Origin of the sequence: Radiobacillus deserti, from assembly GCF_007301515.1 — a bacterium.
GTDB lineage: Bacteria > Bacillota > Bacilli > Bacillales > Amphibacillaceae > Radiobacillus > Radiobacillus deserti.
Window position 1 is genome coordinate 3,391,354 of the sequence record NZ_CP041666.1, and the last position, 17,949, is coordinate 3,409,302.

At 39.3% G+C, this 17,949-nt stretch carries 15 protein-coding genes; 8 read left to right on the forward strand and 7 right to left on the reverse strand.

The features are described 5' to 3' along the window. Positions 1-9 precede the first annotated feature (9 nt). From FN924_RS17770 to FN924_RS17785, 4 genes are all read right to left on the reverse strand, one after another. Complete coding sequence (locus FN924_RS17770) at positions 10-1,218, reverse strand: M24 family metallopeptidase (RefSeq protein ID WP_143896813.1); 1,209 nt, start codon at positions 1,216-1,218, stop codon at positions 10-12. A 192-nt stretch (positions 1,219-1,410) separates the two neighbouring features. After that, the gene (locus tag FN924_RS17775) at positions 1,411-3,078 is read right to left on the reverse strand and encodes a PucR family transcriptional regulator (RefSeq protein ID WP_143896815.1); all 1,668 of its coding nucleotides are present in this window, start codon (positions 3,076-3,078) and stop codon (positions 1,411-1,413) included. Positions 3,079-3,193: 115 nt separating this feature from the next. Continuing rightward, entirely contained in the window at positions 3,194-3,520 is a 327-nt protein-coding gene (locus tag FN924_RS17780) for a MerR family transcriptional regulator (RefSeq protein ID WP_143896818.1), read from the reverse strand. A gap of 250 nt (positions 3,521-3,770) precedes the next feature. After that, complete coding sequence (locus FN924_RS17785; RefSeq protein ID WP_143896820.1) at positions 3,771-5,480, reverse strand: ABC transporter ATP-binding protein; 1,710 nt, start codon at positions 5,478-5,480, stop codon at positions 3,771-3,773. A gap of 360 nt (positions 5,481-5,840) precedes the next feature. On the opposite strand from FN924_RS17785, the gene FN924_RS17790 reads away from it, so the two are divergent. The 6 genes from FN924_RS17790 to FN924_RS17815 all read left to right on the forward strand — a co-directional run bounded on the left by FN924_RS17790 (position 5,841) and on the right by FN924_RS17815 (position 12,388). Then, positions 5,841-8,204 carry an immune inhibitor A domain-containing protein gene (locus FN924_RS17790; RefSeq protein ID WP_143896822.1) on the forward strand — a complete coding sequence of 788 codons (2,364 nt, stop codon included), beginning with the start codon at positions 5,841-5,843 and terminating at the stop codon, positions 8,202-8,204. A gap of 316 nt (positions 8,205-8,520) precedes the next feature. After that, positions 8,521-8,823 carry a HesB/YadR/YfhF family protein gene (locus tag FN924_RS17795; RefSeq protein WP_143896824.1) on the forward strand — a complete coding sequence of 101 codons (303 nt, stop codon included), beginning with the start codon at positions 8,521-8,523 and terminating at the stop codon, positions 8,821-8,823. Positions 8,824-8,913: 90 nt separating this feature from the next. Continuing rightward, positions 8,914-9,417, forward strand: a complete 504-nt coding sequence (locus FN924_RS19485; RefSeq protein WP_143896826.1) for a CBO0543 family protein — start codon at positions 8,914-8,916, stop codon at positions 9,415-9,417. A 222-nt stretch (positions 9,418-9,639) separates the two neighbouring features. Continuing rightward, positions 9,640-10,449, forward strand: a complete 810-nt coding sequence (locus FN924_RS17805; protein ID WP_143896828.1) for an ABC transporter permease — start codon at positions 9,640-9,642, stop codon at positions 10,447-10,449. Positions 10,450-10,482: 33 nt separating this feature from the next. Next, positions 10,483-11,265, forward strand: a complete 783-nt coding sequence (locus FN924_RS17810) for an ABC transporter ATP-binding protein (RefSeq protein WP_143896830.1) — start codon at positions 10,483-10,485, stop codon at positions 11,263-11,265. 28 nt (positions 11,266-11,293) lie between these two features. Next, entirely contained in the window at positions 11,294-12,388 is a 1,095-nt protein-coding gene (locus tag FN924_RS17815) for an ABC transporter substrate-binding protein (RefSeq protein ID WP_143896831.1), read from the forward strand. Between the two features lie 889 nt (positions 12,389-13,277). Here FN924_RS17815 and FN924_RS17820 read toward each other — a convergent pair. Together FN924_RS17820 and FN924_RS17825 are read right to left on the reverse strand one after the other, a co-directional pair. Next, complete coding sequence (locus tag FN924_RS17820; RefSeq protein WP_143896833.1) at positions 13,278-14,450, reverse strand: aminotransferase; 1,173 nt, start codon at positions 14,448-14,450, stop codon at positions 13,278-13,280. Beyond that, a complete protein-coding gene (locus FN924_RS17825) occupies positions 14,447-14,947 on the reverse strand; it encodes an Lrp/AsnC family transcriptional regulator (RefSeq protein WP_143896835.1) in 501 nt (166 codons plus the stop codon). Before FN924_RS17825 ends, FN924_RS17820 begins: the two co-directional genes overlap by 4 nt. Before the next feature lie 187 nt (positions 14,948-15,134). Here FN924_RS17825 and FN924_RS17830 point away from each other — a divergent pair, with 187 nt between their 5' ends. Both FN924_RS17830 and FN924_RS17835 read left to right on the forward strand, forming a co-directional pair. Continuing rightward, complete coding sequence (locus FN924_RS17830) at positions 15,135-15,962, forward strand: DUF2268 domain-containing putative Zn-dependent protease (RefSeq protein WP_143896837.1); 828 nt, start codon at positions 15,135-15,137, stop codon at positions 15,960-15,962. A 96-nt stretch (positions 15,963-16,058) separates the two neighbouring features. After that, the gene (locus tag FN924_RS17835) at positions 16,059-16,310 is read left to right on the forward strand and encodes a hypothetical protein (RefSeq protein WP_143896840.1); all 252 of its coding nucleotides are present in this window, start codon (positions 16,059-16,061) and stop codon (positions 16,308-16,310) included. Positions 16,311-16,350: 40 nt separating this feature from the next. On the opposite strand, the gene FN924_RS17840 is transcribed toward FN924_RS17835, so the two are convergent. Further along, positions 16,351-17,865 carry a glycine betaine uptake BCCT transporter gene (locus FN924_RS17840; protein WP_143896842.1) on the reverse strand — a complete coding sequence of 505 codons (1,515 nt, stop codon included), beginning with the start codon at positions 17,863-17,865 and terminating at the stop codon, positions 16,351-16,353. Between the last annotated feature and the right edge of the window lie 84 nt (positions 17,866-17,949).

The window sequence follows — 17,949 nt, forward strand, 5'->3', positions numbered from 1 at the left end:
CAACAAGCTTCAGCTTATCTTTCCGTCTTGACTTGGTGTCGCATAACCGTCCCGAATGATTAACTCTCGTGGAAAATCTGTGAAGGTTTCGCAACCGGTATCCGTTACCCGGATTGTTTCACTTATTTCAATGCCGTAATGGTCAAACCATAATGCAGGAATAAAGTGAAATGTCATATTAGGAAGTAAAACCGTATGGTCATCTCGACGGATGCTTGCGGTATGTTCTCCCCAATCAGGTGGGTAGTTTAACCCGACAGAGTAGCCTAATCTCGCTTCCTTTTCAAACCCATATTTTTTAATACTATTTCTCCAGATTTCTTCTATTTCGGAACAAGTTATTCCAGGTTTTACCGCATCCAGCACCTTCTCAATCCCTTCTATTACGATTGGTGCTATGCGATCTAACTTCTCGGAAGCTGGTCCTATGTTTACCGTTCTAGCTAAGGGGACGTGGTATCGTTTATAGCAACCAGCTAACTCTATGATGATTGAATCTCCTTCCATGAATGCTCTTTCCGACCATGTGAGATGAGGCATTCCTGTTCTTTCTCCTGAAGGGAGCATTGGTACGATGGATGGATAGTCTCCACCATATTGATCCGTACCTGCGATGGAATGATAGGAAATTTGAGCTGCTACATCGCATTCTCTTACTCCTCTAAAGATACTGTTCACACCATGCAACATAGCATTTTCTGCTATCTTAGCTGCACCTCTCATATACTCAATTTCTTGATCAGATTTAATCATTCGAACTTGGTTCACCAGTAAATCCCCACTTACAAATGTTGCATTTGGTAAACAGCTTACTAACGTTTGATAAGCTTTTGCTGTGAAGTAATAATGATCCATTTCCACCCCTATACGTCGATTTCCCTGCCCGATTTGCTCTAATATTTCAGCCATGAATTGCATCGGGTGATGTGTAGAGGAGTGTACATACTCATCTGGATAAGCAATCACATTTTCATCATAAATCCACGTAGTCGCTCTCGCGCCGTTAGCATCCATATACCGTCCAATCCATAAAGGTTGTGATTCGTCAATGATAAGGACAAGCATCTGATGTACATAAAACGACCAAGCATCATAACCAGATAGATAGTACATATTAGCCGGATCCGTAATTAAGAGTACGTCAATCGACCTTTCCGCCATTTTTTGCTTCGTCTGTTTAATCCGATCTTGGTACTCCAAAATATCAAATGGCAACATAAGATATCCCCCTCTCTAACTCTTACAATCTTTCTTTATCGTACTTTCATCATATTAAAGAAGACTTTTTTTCGTAATGTTCAAACTGTATGAACTTTTCGACCATTCCCTTATACAGATTTTCGTGCCTGTCACGACCCGGTTTTTGTCGAATCGAAAAAAGAGTGGGATTTCTCCCACTCTTTGAAGGTCTTATTCTATTTTTTTCAACGTCCATAGTCTTACACTTAATTCTAATAAAAACAGATGGTCGGAATCCATTAAGGATAGGTTTGAAAGAGATTCGATTTTACGCAGACGATGTAATAATGATTGGCGATGCAAATTTAGAGCACGTGCAGTCTGACTCACATTCCCTTTATATTTATTGTAAATCATGAACGTATGAATTAAATCTGTGTTTCTTTTTTGGTCGTAATCTAAGATAGGTTGTAAGGTTTCTTTTACGATGTCGGAAATTTCCTTCTCATGCGATAGCGCCTTTAAAAGACGATTAATCTTTGTGTGATTATAGAATGTCCTTTCTCCGGTGCCATATTGTTGCTTGCCGATGTCTAACGCTGTTCTTGCTTCATCAAAACTAACCGAAAAGCTCTGTGTTCCGTCCTTTGGTGCTGCTATCCCCCAGGAAAGCTCAATCCCAGGTAGTTGTTCATATAGTCTTCGCTCAATGATGTCTAAAAATTGATTTGCTATCTCTACCGTACCGTCTACCTCAGCTTCCAAATAGGTGATAACCTCCCCTTCATCAAAGGTTGTGAGCGTTCTACGCTTCAACAACTGACTTGCATTCATTATTTCTTTTTGCAAATAGTAGTTCATGCTTTGAAGGGATGATGTTGGAGGACTATCTTTGGTGGAATTATTTTCTTGTTGAAAACTAGGTGAACCTACTAAGCATATATAGGGCAAGGAAAGGTCATAGCCTAATAATTCTCCTTTTGCTAAGAGGTCGGGGGTCAATGGTTCATATTGCTTAGCAAGCCTTAGTACAAAGTTATCCTTTAAGCGAATTTCTGTGCTTTCTATCGCATTTTCCTTCACAAAATATAAAGCGCATGCCGTTAAAGCATGCTCTAACACCGTCATGACAAACCAATTTAGCTGCTGAAAATCGGTCGGCTGAATCAAAATATAGCCTTGCTTCTTATTGTTATTCATAATCAACAGCTGAAAAAAAATAGTCTGATTTACTTGATACTCTTCCAAATAATAGTACAGTGGATGATCTTTAATCCCCTCATAAGAAGAAGGCCTTTCTATGTCTTCTTGCATAGATGACTGTGAACCCAATAGTACATCCGTCTCCATTTGTTTATTAAAGCGAACCGCACCAGCATAGTCCACAATGGCTAGCGGCATTCGAATATGACGATACAAGCATTCCGCGATATCTGGAAGCTCTTTTTCATGGAGTACACAATTGATGAGCTCTTCACGAACTTCATCCGCTTTCTGTTTTTCTTCTAGCTTCTCTTCATTAATATGTTGTAAAACGGTATGCAGGATATCTCCGAATCGTATTTCCCATGGAATATCCATAATAATGAATTCATGACGGTCTGCATATTCAATAATCGAGTCTGGAATATCAAAAATGTATCTTCCCGTTGCAAACGCCAACACCGATGCCCCTGATCGAATGACATCTTTGACAAACTCCTCTAACAAAGCTGGATTATTTTCACATCCAATTCCGGTACTTAACACAAATTCATTTTTCCGAACAAAATTTTCAACCGGGACTTCGATTACCGAGATCCATTCAATCGGCTTTTCCTTCACATGCTGTTTGCCTGATTTAATCTTTGACTTCCGAAGAATAGGTAGTTCTATTATTTCTTCCACCGTTAAACCCATAGACTCACCTCAACTTCTTCGATGATCGTCACGCTGTCCATCCATGTAAGATGTCTTTCTGTTAGTCTCTCATACACGGCTTGGGCAATGCAATACTACTATGAATCTATGAAACCTATTCCTTTTGTATGCCGAAACGCGCATTGATCTGACCACGTAGCATTTCTTTACGAATAGCTTTTTCATCTTCTGCACGTTTTCTTTTCAACATATCCTGCCTTATTTCATAGGTTTGTACGCCTTCTTCCCGTTTATTAGCAATATCAATTAACTGCTCCACATCTGCAAATGAATATTTCCGGTTCCCTTTGGGAGATCGTTCTGGAAAAATCAACTTTCTTTCCTCATAGTAGCGAATTTGTCGTTCGGAAAGTCCTGTTAGCTCACTTACGACTCCAATCGTTATGACTTTTCGCTCTTTGTAAGAAATTTCTTTTGTCATGTTTTCACCACCGACCTTCTATTAGTGCACATTATACAAGGAAGTCACTTCAAATCCTATCCTATTGTCAGATAATCTTACAACCATTCCCGAAAAATTAGCCCTTATGTAAAGCTTATTTACATTTGCAAGGAAATGACGCAACTTTGAATCGATGCAAATAAGGCAAGTACACCTAATCTTCCTGTTCCTTGTCAGGTAGAAAAAAAGAAGATGATTTTTATCAGTTTAAAAATCATCTTCCACTAATCTAATACTGTATTTTATGAAGCTTTGCAAAAATACCATCCTGCTTTACAAGGTCCTCATGAGAACCTTCCTCTTCAATACCCTTACTTGTCACTACCATGATACGATCTGCATTTCGTATCGTCGCTAAGCGGTGTGCAATAACTAGGGTCGTACGGTCCTTTGATAACTCTTGAAGTGCTTGTTGAATAATTTGTTCCGTTTCCGTATCCAAGGCAGAAGTTGCTTCATCCAAAATAAGAATGGGTGGATTTTTCAAGAACATCCTAGCAATTGCAATTCGCTGCTTCTGACCACCAGATAGCTTCAGACCTCGTTCCCCGACTGGCGTGTCATATCCTAATGGTAAAGACTCGATAAATGCTCCTAAATGAGCTTTTTGAGCCGCCTCTTCAATCTGCTCATCCGTTGCGCCAAGTAATCCATAAGCGATGTTTTCCTTTAACGTACCTGTAAATAGAAATACATCCTGTTGAACGATTCCAATTTGAGACCTAAGGGATTCCTTCGTCACATCTCTGATATCCAGGCCATCTATCATAATGGACCCTTTATCTACATCGTAAAATCTAGGGATTAAGGAACATATCGTTGTTTTGCCTGCTCCTGAAGGACCAACAAACGCAACCGTCTCACCAGAACGAATGGATAGATTAAGACCTCTTAGTACTGGCTTATTCGGTTCATATCCAAAATAGACATCTTCAAAATGAATGTTTCCTTCCAGCTTGTCCACTACTTTAGCACCTTTTTTATCTTTTACATCTGGTTCAACATCGAGTAATTGTGTGAACCGTTTAAAACCTGCCATCCCTTTCGGGTAGAGCTCCATAAGTGCACTTATTTTATCAATAGGTTTTAATAATACATTGACGTACAGGACAAATCCTACTAACTCTCCATAGGTTAAATCGTCGTGAAAGCTTAACCACGCACCATATACTAGAACTACTAATGTAATAAACCTTGTTAGCATATAAATCCCAGATAAACTAAAGGACATCGCTTTGTAAGAACCTAGCTTAGCAAGTCTGAAATTGTTGTTATCTTTGTTAAAACGTTCCATTTCATACTGCTCATTTGTAAATGATTGTACAACTCGTACTCCAGATACACTATCTTCCACTCTGGCGTTTACATCCGCAATTTCTTTATACATTCTTTTCCATGCACGATTCATTCGAAGGTTACTAAACACGATTAACCAGATGAGAAATGGCACAATCAATAAGGTTACTAGCGCTAGCTTCACATTTACAGTAAGCATAATCCAAAACGCACCAACGAAGGTCATAATAGCAATAAAGAAATCCTCCGGACCATGGTGAGCAAGCTCCCCAATATCGAATAAGTCATTCGTGATTCGGCTCATGATGTGACCAGTTTTGGTATTATCGAAAAATCGAAAGGACTGCTTCTGAACATGCTGAAATAGTTGGCGACGCATATCTGTCTCAATATTAATTCCCAATTTATGTCCCCAATAGTTCACTATATATTGAAGAAACGTACTTAATAAATAGAGTCCCAAAAGTCCAACACCTACTGCTGCAATGGCACTCCAATCGTTCCCCGGTAACAGTTCATCCACAAACCATTGCACAGCTAGTGGAAACGCTAGCTCTAGCACCGCGACAATAATAGCACAGCAAAAGTCTATGATAAATAAAGCTCTATGTGGTTTATAGTAGGAAAAAAAACGTTTAATCACAAGGTGCACTCCTTCTTATAATCTATACGGATTATATGCTTAATTATAGAAGATGGCAAGATGAATGATTTTTGATCACAAGCCTTTACTCGTTACTGGAAATTAAATCTATTTTCTAATAAATCGCTCTTCCACTATTTTCGCGAATTGGTAGAATCACTATTATCCGCACTGGACATAGTTCAAATTACCCAACACAACTCCTAGTAATTGGATTTGATTCCGGGACTCACCAGGGACTTTAGCCTATTGCATTACATCCTTCTAGTCCTATATGTCAATTTTTTTCAAATAAAAAGGAATCTTCTAAGTTTTTAGAGAACTTATTTCCCTGTAATAAAAAATAGGGGGGAGTTTCATTTGAAGAAGAACAAACTTGCAGCAACTGCTATGGCAGCTGCACTCGGTTTGAGCACATTGTCTGTCGGATTGTTAACGCCGACACAGCAAGTCAGTGCACATGAAGCATTAAAGGAAGTATCAAGTAAGCCTTATTCGGGTTCGCCAGTTGACTTAGGAATTGCGAACGACGAAAAGATTATTGAGATGCTGAAGGACGAGGGTAAACTTTCTAGAAATGCCAGTCCCGCTCAAGCACAAGCTGCGTTAGAAAAGTATCTAAAAGGGAAAACAAAATCACCTAGCAGCAAGGTAGATACACTTCCGAGAGCCAAAGAACTCGAAGAAGCACCTGTGAAAGAAGAAGTGAAACAAAAGGAAAAGTTAAAGCCTGGAATTTTCAAAAGAATCTATGATTGGTTAAAAGTAGATCCAATTGAGAAGGAAACGTATAACGGAGAAGTACGAAAAGATAAGGTGCTTGTACTTGCCATTGATTTCCCAGATTACGCAAAAAGCTCCATTACACCGGAAGAAACGGATATGTTCTATGAAAATTACACGCATGAACATTACCAAAATATGATTTTCGGAGAAAATGGATATGAAGGTCCGAATGGAGAAAATCTTGTTTCCATGAAACAATATTATGAACAACAATCTGGTGGTAGTTACACAGTGGAAGGTACAGTGGCAGGCTGGTACACAGCAGATCACCCAGCAGCTTACTACGGTGCCAACGACCCTGCTCCAGACGGAAGTGATATTAGACCTCGTGAATTAGTATATGAAGCACTTACAAAAGCGGGACAAGACCCTAATGTGAATCTTAGTGATTACGACGTTTGGGATCGTGATGACTATGACAGTGATGGTGTTTATAATGAGCCCGACGGTATTATTGATCACTTAATGGTTATTCATGCTGGGGTAGGTGAAGAAGCTGGTGGTGGATCTTTAGCTGGAGATGCAATTTGGTCACACCGTTGGAACCTTGGTAATTTAGTTGCGGTGCCTGGTGGTACTTCCAACAGTGATCGTTTTGGTGGTCAATTAGCTGCTTATGACTATACGATTGAACCAGAAGACGGTGCAGCAGGGGTATTTGCACACGAATTTGGACATGACTTAGGATTACCTGATGAATATGATACGAACTATACAGGAGCTGGAGAGCCCGTAGCTTACTGGTCTATCATGTCAAGTGGTAGCTGGGCAGGAGATGTTCCGGGAACAGAACCAACTGGTTTCAGCCCTTATGCGAAAGAATACTTACAAAATGCCCATGGTGGTAACTGGTTAACTGGTAAAACGATTGAAATCAACGATATTTCACGATTTGGAACGTCATTTTTATTAGACGAAGGTGCATCGAAAGGTACCAACAATGATGCTATTCGAGTGAACCTTCCGGATAAAGAAAATACCGTTAACACTCCAACCAGTGGTCAATATGAATACTTCAGTGGTAGTGGAAACAGTTTAGATAATTCCATGACGACAACAGTTGACCTCACAAATGCTAGTGAAGCAGCATTAACATTCCAAGCGTGGTATGACATAGAGGAAGATTGGGATTACGCTTCTGTAAAAGTAAATGGTGAAACAATTGAAGGAAATATTACAACATCTGAAAATCCAAATGATCAAAACCCTGGATTCGGAATTACAGGAAAATCCGATGGTTGGGTAGAAGCAAGCTTTGATTTAGCTGCATATGCAGGTCAAACCATCGAATTAGAATTTAACTACTGGACGGATGGATACGTAGCATTACCTGGTTTCTATGTAGATGACATTAACGTAACAGCCGACGGTGCTTCCCTCCTTTCAGATGATGTGGAAGGGGAATCCGCCTTTACACTTGATGGATTTGCAAAAGACGAAGGGAAATTCTACTCCGAACACTACTACTTATTAGAGTGGAGATCTCACAATGGTGTGGATGCTGGTTTGGCACACATTCGTCGCGGCGCTAGTCTAATGAGTTACAGCCCTGGATTAATGGTTTGGTATGTCGATAACTCCTACGATAACAACTGGACTGGTGTACACCCTGGAGAAGGTTTCTTAGGGGTAGTAGATGCCGAGCAAAAAGCGAACTACTGGAGTGACGGTACAGTCGCAGACACTCGTTATCAATTGAACGATGCCGCATTTAGCCTAGACAAATCCGAGAAAATGTTCCTAGACTATCGCGACATTAACGGTACGTATTTGAAAGACAACTTTGCTATTCGCAATCCACTATTCTATGATCGTTTAGATTACAGTAATCGTGCACTAGTGGATGCTGGTCGAAACGTCCCAGAATATGGTTTGAAATTCGTTGTAACTGGCGAAAGCAAAGATGGTACGGTAGGTCGAGTAAGAATCTTCAAATAATAGTAAATGGGGCTGGGACATAAAGGATAAGCCGAAAAGCCGAGCAACAGCCTATACTAGCTCCGTAAATATACGTAGACTCCAGCGGAAAAAAAGCACCGGTGAGACCCCATAGTGCGTCAGCACGAGGAGGCTCACCAGCCGTCCGCGGAAAGCGTAGTATATTTCCGGAGCGGGGTATTGGCACTAATGATAATTGTTCGTTTTTTCATTGCTTAATCTTCTTTTGTCCCAGCCTCGTTTTCATGTTTAAAAGTAGCTTTGCTCGTATTTTCGGTTTCATTTTTGGTATAGTAAAGGGCAGGAGGGACGTATTATGAGTATGTCTATTACACAACCAGCTGCCCAATGGTTTATACGCGAAATGGATTTAGAAAAAGGCGACTTTGTTAGATTTTATGTTCGTTATGGTGGTCACGGTGGTGTTTATTCAGGGTTTTCTTTAGCCATTTCAAATGATCCACCCAATGATCCAGCCATGGAAATAGAAGAACTCGGTGTCACCTTCTATGTAGAAACATCTGACGCGTGGTACTTTAGAGAACACGATTTTCACATTAAATTCAAACGAAAATATGATGAAATCGAATACCAGATGGAACCGATAAAACAGGCATGAGCATTCATGCCTGTTTTTATATTATCGATTATAGTTTTATGAAGTTAGAGAAGACTAAAAGCATTATATTAAAGATAAATAGGTGTTTCTATGAATATACATGTCATTATTATCATTAGCATTATTAGCTTTTCCATCTTTTATGGAAAATGGAATAGATGGAAGGACTTCTATCCGACCATGTATTACTTTTCTTTCTTCAACCTTTTTTATCAGTACATTTCCTATTCTATAGATAAGGTATGGGAATTAAAAAAACCCATCTTCAGTCTATTCATTACAGATGTCAGCTACACGTTCCTAGCATACCCATGTCTTATGGTGATGTTCTTAGGTAATTACCCTTCAGTTACTCGTCATAAATTTTTGTTTTATTTAAAATACATTGTTCTTTCCATTGGACTAGAATGGGTTTGTAATAAATATGGATACATTCAGTACTATAACGGATGGAGTGTTTGGTGGACTGCTTTTTTCTACTCGACGATGTACCCAATGATAAGACTTCACTTCAAAAAGCCTATCCTTGCACTCTTTATTTCCGGATTGATTATAGCCTTCTATTTAACTATTTTTGACTTTTCTATTTTGTAATAGCTCAAGTCTTCCACTGATTTGAGCTACTTTTATGCAGTCTTCGACCCTTTGGGCAAGAAATGGTTCACTTCTTATATTTTTGAAAAACTCCTACCCTTTTCATCGCTTCTTACTCTTGTTAAACAAGTTATTTCTCCATTCATTACGGAACCACTCCAACTATGTACTCACACTTTCTGGGCGAATACATAGTATAGAAACGTGAGAGGTGGTGACATGATGGAAGAACAAAATCAAACAGCAGTTCAAGTGGAACGAGAAGAGTGGAAAAAAAGAAATCGAAAAGCAAACCTTAAACAATTACTAACCATTTCTTCTCCAATTTTTGTATTAATTCTTTGGGAAATACTTTCGCGCACTGCATTAATTGATCCACGATTTTTCCCTGCGCCAAGCTTAATCATCATGACCATGTTCGACATGGGTACGAATGGAGAATTATTTAGCCATATCTCCATTAGTTTACAGCGAATTCTTTTCGGGTTTTTACTCGGTGTAATTCCAGCGATTGGCTTGGGTCTAATAATGGGAATGTATTCGCCTTTTCGCCATTTCTTTTCTCCATTAGTTATGGCTTTTATGCCGATACCTACACTGGCGATGCTGCCTATTATTCTTATCATTTTTGGTATCGGAGAATTTTCGAAGATGGTGACAATTGCGATTAGTGTATTTTTCCCAGTAGTTATCAATACAACCGCAGGTGTCACGAACATCGATAAGATTTACCTCGATGTCGCCAACAACTACGGAGCAAGCGCAAAAGACTTTTTCTTTAAAATTGCCTTGCCAGGATCGCTACCCGTCATGCTAGAAGGGATTCAGATGGGGCAAGCGATTGCTTTGTTAACTATCGTTGCCGCTGAAATGATTGGGGCAAACTCCGGAATTGGATATATCATTTGGATGAACTATAAAGCATTCCTTCTTCCCGAGATGTATGTAGGCTTAGTTCTCATCTCATTCTTTGGTTATTTGTTCTCTCTCCTTATTAGAGGGCTTCATAAGAAGCTAATTCCTTGGAAATAACCAACATAATTTCAGAAGGGAGTGCCTTTGAAGATGAGTGAAGATAGTAAAGTCACGATACAAGATCTCACAAAGGTCTTTTATAAAAAAAATGAAAGTGTTACAGCAATAAAAGATGTCAACCTTCATATTAAAGAGGGTGAATTTGTTTGTATCATCGGTCCAAGTGGCTGCGGAAAAACGACATTACTGCGTATTCTTGCTGGGCTCGAAAAGCCAAGCACTGGTGAAATGGATATTCACCATTCCGATGGGAGCAAACCATTGCAATCCATGGTTTTTCAAGAAAGAGGAGTTATTCCTTGGATGACGGTAGAAGAAAATGTTGCCTTCGGTTTGAAAATGCGACATCTCCCACGAAAAGAAATAAAAGAACAAACCGATTACTTCTTAAGAAAAGTAGGGTTAGAGAAGTTTGCGAAGCTTTATCCAAAAGAGCTTTCTGGTGGAATGAAGCAGCGTGTAAGTATAGCGAGAGCATTTGCTAATGATCCAGAAATCCTGCTTATGGATGAACCCTTTGCAGCCCTAGACGAACAAAATAAGTTTATTTTGCAAGAGGAACTACTAAACATCTGGCAAGAGACTAAGAAGACGGTTCTATTCATCACTCACAGCATTGATGAAGCCATGCTATTAAGCGACCGCATCCTATTGATGAGCTCGCAGCCTGGTCAGATTGTGAAGGAGAAAAATATTGACCTTCCTCGACCACGAAAGATTGAGGATATCCGCGCAAACCCCGAACTGGCTGATAGCTTTGTTGAAATATGGCAGCATCTGCAGACTGAAGTTCAAGGTTCTCGAAGCTCATAAGAAGAATAAAAGGAAAGGTAGATGCATTGTGAAGAAGTTTTTAGTTAGATGGTTAGCCGTCCCTAGTCTTGTCTTAGTGCTAGTTCTTTCAGCTTGTAATAACTCGTCCTCCGGTGGAAAAGACGCAGAGGAGGAACCTGTCGCTACAACTAGTGATAAACCACTTGCACCTTTAAAAGAACCCGAAACAGTTGTCATTGCGGAGGATGGATCCGCTTCTGGAGCTGGCTTTTACATCGCAAAAGAAAAAGGTTACTTTGAAGAGTACGGAATTAATGTTAAATTCGTTACCTTCGGAAATAGTGATGAAATGCTTCCTGCTGTAGCAGCAGGAGAAGTGGATGTTGCTGGAGGAATCTCATCTGCTTCATTCTTTAATTCGATTGCACAAGGTATCGATGTGCGAATGATTGCAGATAAAGGACATAACATCAAAGGGAAGTCTTATTTTTCCTTTGTTATTCGTAAAGACTTGCAAGATGAGATTCAAAGCTACGAAGATTTCAAAGGAAAAAAAGTTGCTGTTTCCACTCGAAATGCAGTGGATGATTATATCTTCCAAAAAATGATTGAGCATGCTGGACTTACGAGAGATGATGTAGAATTTGTTCTTATGTCTGACTTTGGAAACATGATGTCTAGTATGGGGAATAAAACGGTAGATGCAGCACTTCAAATTGAACCACTTATCACACAAGGAACAGAACAAGACATCCACGTTCGATTTGGAGATGCGACAGATTTTGCACCGAAGGCACAGATCGCAATGGTCCTAGGCTCTCCTAAATTCATGGATGAACGGCGTGAAGTTGCCAAACGATTTATGGCTGCTTATTTAAGAGGAGTTCGGGACTATAACGACGCCTTCGTGAAGGAAAAGGGAAATAAAGATGAGATTATTGATATCATGACCAAATATACAGCAGTGAAGGATCCAAAAGTTTGGAAGAAAGTAGGGGTAACAGGACTTAACCCGAATGGAGATATGTTCGTTGACAATATTAAAGAACAATACGAGTTCTATAAAGAAAATGGTGCAATTCGTGGAGATCTCGACATTGACCAAGTCGTAGACCTATCTCTTGTAGAAGAAGTCGTAGACATTATCGGCAAATACGAATAAAGAAAATTCGGGTGGTGACAGTCACCACCCGAACTTTGTCAATGAGTGTCGAAAACAAGGGCTAGCCACTGTGGTAAGTCCTTGTTTTCTGTTTAGTTTTCTTTGTTTACTTGTTCTTTCATTTTTAACTTTGTATTCATACATGATGAATTAATTGTTGAAAGACAAAGAAGAAGGTATCACCAAAAGCTATCTTTTGAGACACCCTCTATGAAAACTACATCCGAGCATAAAATTGAAGTAATAGGAACCAAGATACACAATCATTCACCCTCAACTTTAAAGAATCTTATTAGCTTTCCAGTAAACAGGCCTGATTTACCACCATGATCTAGATTGGATTGCATATCTGCCTATGCCTAATCTGTTCATTTGTTTCTCTATTAAAGAGGCTTCTTCTAAAAATCCTGATATTCCTAGAATAACAATAACTAGGACAATTATCTAAAACATTTAGGAACCTCTTGTTTAAAACAATGCCCTTCACTATTAGTTATCACAAGAAATATTTGCATAGTATCCTTCTTACTTACATCTTTTGAAAATCATAAGTTACAGTAGCCGTTTTCAAGAGAAGGGAGGAAACACAAATCGTTAATATGGAGTATGGAATAGGTGTGCGTATCTTTTCCAATTGAATTCAAAGTCTTTATTTGTTCTTTGAATGTTAGTTTTCTGTTTACGTTGCCCGAATGCTCTTCGAAATGGATTAAACTACAAACGTGTCAATAAGTACTCCTACACCATACTCGTGAAAAAACTCCTATAAACCACGTAAAAGCTATTCACAAAGGGGAGAATTACCCGTACTCCTATTCACCTCAACTCAATGTCTTCATGGCAACAAGAAGCGCACATAAAGACTCTCTTTTACGTGCACTCATTATCACTATATCGTTTGTAAAAACGCTCGAATTCGCTTCATCGCTTCATCCAACTGCTTTAAAGATGTCGCATAGGAACAACGAATGTACCCTTCCCCGCTTCGTCCAAATACATTTCCTGGAACAACAGCTACCCGCTGCTCCTGCAATAGCTTTTCTGCAAATTCTTCCGAAGTAAAACCTGTTTTTTGGATCGATGGAAAGACATAAAACGCTCCTCCAGGTAAATAACAATTTAAGCCCATTTCTCGAAACTCTTTAACGACAAAGTTTCTTCGTTGCCGATAACTTTTCTTCATCTCCTGAACGCTAGTCTCCGAATGATCCAGAGCCTCGATTGCTGCGTGCTGCGCCATAGTCGGAGCAGACATGATCGTATATTGATGAATTTTCGTCATTGCTTTAATGATTTCTGAAGGACCAACCGCGTAACCTAAACGCCACCCTGTCATCGCAAATGCTTTAGAAAATCCAGATAACAGAAGTGTCCGTTCTTTCATCTCCGGAATTTGACTAAAGCTCGTGTGTTTCTCGTCATAACACAACTCTCCATATATTTCATCAGAAAGAACAAATAAGTCATACTTCTTTACTACAGCAGCTATAGCCGCTAACTCATCCTTTGATAAAACTGTTCCGGTTGGGTTATTCGGACTACATAGCATAATTGCCTTTGTTTTCTCTGTAATAGCTTTTTCTAGTAACTCTGGCTCAAGCTTAAACTGCTGAAGTGGATCTGTGTCTACTTTTACCGGAATCCCTCCCGCTAAGGAAACTGCTGGAGCGTAGGATACGAAGCTTGGCTCCACAACTATTACCTCATCCCCTGGGTCGATTAATGCTCTTAATGCTAAATCAATTGCCTGACTGGCACCGACAGTTACAATAACTTGCTCTTCCGGGTCATAGTCCACTTGATATTTCTTTTTTAAATATGCGCTGATTCTCGTTCGTAATTCTATCATTCCGGCATTTGCTGTATAAGCCGTATAGCCTTTCTCTAAGGAATGAAAACTCGCTTCTATTACATTCCATGGCGTAACAAAATCAGGCTCTCCAACTCCTAAAGAAATGACATTATCCATTTTAGATGCTAAATCAAAAAAACGGCGGATTCCAGATGGTTGAAGCTGTTCAACCGTTTTAGACAAATAAGTAGTTTTACTAGATGGGCTCATGGTGTCACCATGATTCTTTTATCATCGTCATCACCTTCAAAGATTATGCCATCGTGCTTATACTTTTTCAACACGAAGTGAGTCGTCGTGGAGAGTACAGATTCTAATGTAGAAAGTTTATCGGAAACAAATCGCCCTATATCAGACATTGTTTTCGCTTCAATAAGAACAGACAGATCATACGCACCAGACATTAAATAGACCGCTTCCACTTCAGGAAAACGATAAATCCTTTCTGCCACCTTATCAAAACCAACCCCTCTTGTTGGCGTTACCTTAACGTCTATCATTGCGGTTACCCCTTCGTAGTCCAGCACTTTTGTCCAATCAATTAGCGTAGAGTACCCAGCAATAATATGATCTCGTTCCATTTCCGAAATTAGCTGATTTGTTTCTTCCACGGACAAATCTGTCATTTTGGCGATTTTTTCAACTTCTAACCGACTATCCTTCTCTAATAGCTCTAATATTTCTATCTTTTTATCATTCACTGTCAAACACCCTTTTCTATATGTAAATGCCCCTTACTGATTATTTCGACAATTTATCTTATGGTACTATATTCCGTCCAAAATAGAAACACACTTTTTATAACGTACCACGATTTTTCTTTTCTATTACATGTGTGTATCGTCACTTCTAGCTCCCTCTGCATAAGTTAATAACAGAAAAGGAGGAATCGTCGTGCATCTTATTGATACAAAGTCGTGGTTATTCGATTATATAACTAAAAAAACAGATAGGTTGGAGGAAGACATGCTTATTCAACTGGACACTATTTGTAAAAAGCTAACTCCCCATTTTCCAGGAGTCAGTGAAATGGATATTCATCAACATTTGTTAGAACATGGTTTATTCGTTCCTTGGAAGCAAGACAAAGGAACTATTTCTACTTTCTTAGAGCAATCCTACGAAATGAATACTAAAACACACCTTGAATGGTTAAAAAAAGAATGGCAAGGACCTGATGTATCTGTTTTCCTGTTTCCATCCGACCATACAAACCCTGACTTCTTACGAGAATTCAATGCCGTCTCTGGCGTTAGTCATACTGATAAACTCTTTCTTTTTTTACCTCCACAAGTAGAAACGAAAAAACTACAAGCTGTTCTCACACATGAATATCACCACATTTGTAGACTAGCGAAGCTAAAAAAACAAGAGGAGGAGTTTCATTTATTAGATACAATAATTGCGGAAGGGTTAGCAGAATATGCAGTCCAAGAGATAGTGGGCATTCCCTATCTGTCAAAATGGGCAACGCTCTATTCGTTAGAAGAAAGCGAAAGACATTGGAACGATTTTCTGAGTGAAAATCAGTTTGTAGAGAAAGGAACTAGGACTCATGATAAATTGCTATATGGTGAACCTCCTCTCCCACCAATGATTGGGTACAATTGTGGGTACCAAATCGCAAAATCTTCGGCTGAGAAAGAATCTTTCTCTACCGTCGATCTTCTATCGGTAGATTCTCAAACAGTGTTGCAAAAGTCTAGTTTTGCTAATAGGTAAAAGTGTATTTTACTACTTTCCCATTATACGGCCCCATACCAAAATAGTCTTCTTTCATAGACTAGAAATGAAACCTTACGAAAGGAGTCTATACGAATGTCTAGATATTACGGGATATGTTGTCGGTCAATTGGTCGCCGTGTTCTTATTAAAACCAAGGATGGCCGTTCCATGAGAGGGGTTATTCATAGAGTAGATCGAAAAAATGTATATCTTCGTCCACTTGGTCCAACCCGTGTGGGTGGCTTTGGTTATGGATGGTATCGTCCTTGGGGTTATGGATGGGGTGCTGGCGCGTTTGGCTGGGGTATTGCCCTAGGCGCAATCGCAAGTTTAGCCTTTATTTAAATCATGAAAGAGCCCTTACATTGAAGGGCTCTTCTTTTCTTTACTTTTTCTCTCTCTTTTTAATACGACCTATTCCAAGTTGCCTTGCCTCTATTCTTAATGCTCTAATTAGACTAATGGCCATTAAAGCGATAATAATGGAAAAAGGTAACGCAGCTATAATCATTATATTTTGTAATGCTTGCAATCCACCTGAATAAAGAAGCACAATGGCAATCGCTGAAAGTAAAATCCCCCATGTAAATTTTACTTTATTACCAGGCGAGTGGGACCCATTTGTCGTCATCATACCTAGCACATACGTGCCTGAATCTGCAGATGTAATAAAAAAAGATGCAATTAGCACGATGGCAGTTACGGATGTTACTAGCGACAATGGATAGTGTGAAAAAACACCAAATAACGATTCTTCTGTAGATAGGCTTGATATGTTTGCAATTCCATCATGTTCGAGTGCAATGGCCGATCCACCGAATGTAGAGAACCATATAAATACAACAACGGAAGGAATGAGCAGCACATAAAAAACAAATTCCCTAATACTTCTCCCTTTCGAAACACGGGCAATAAAGATTCCAACAAATGGGGACCATGCAATCCACCACGCCCAATAGAAAATGGTCCATCCATTAATCCATCCACGAATATCTTCATTTAAAGGTGCTATCCTAAAACTCATTTGTGGTAATGTTTGTATATATCCCCCAATTGTGTCTGTAAACAGATTTAAAATAAATAACGTTGGACCGAATAAAAACATAAGCAAAAGTAAAACTCCAGCTAAGATCATGTTAGCGTTACTTAATATTTTTATACCCTTCCCTAATCCGGACCATGCTGAAATGAGAAATAGAACCGTAACAATGGCGATAATAATGAATTGTACCCAAATATTGGACGGTAAACCAAACAAATATCCTAACCCACCATTGATTTGAACGGCTCCAAATCCAAGCGAAGTGGCTACACCAAGAACTGTTGCTAAAACAGAAAAGATATCTATACCTTTTCCAGTAACACCGTACACCTTATCGCCAAAAATCGGCTCTAACGTAGCACTAATTAAACTCAACTTCTTATGTCGGAAATGGAAGTAGGCAATCGCTAAAGCAACGATGGCATATATACCCCAAGCGTGAATTCCCCAATGAAAGAATGTAAAACGAAGAGCATCCTTTATGGCCTGATCGGTTCCAACCTCACCAGTAGGCGAGCTTATAGCATAATGGCTAATTGGTTCTGCCGATCCATAGAAAACAAGTCCAATCCCCATTCCAGCACTAAATAACATAGCAATCCATGTGGGGGTAGAAAATTCAGGTTTTTCATCTTGGTTTCCGAGCTTTATTCGCCCAATAGGCGAAACAAGTAAAAATAAACAGATACCAAGAACAATAGTGACCAGGATTAAGTAATACCACCCAAAGGCATCCGAAAAGAAGTCTTGAATATTTGCTGTAGCCGTCTCTAAGGCACCTGGGATGATTATTCCTGTAACTACGAGTAGAGAAAGGATAATAATTGAAATGTAAAACACTATATAACGTTCTTTCATCTCGCGACCTCCTACAATTGTTAACGATATAAATAGTGTTTTCTTTTTTTGCTTATATAATGTAAACAGATATCATTTATTTAA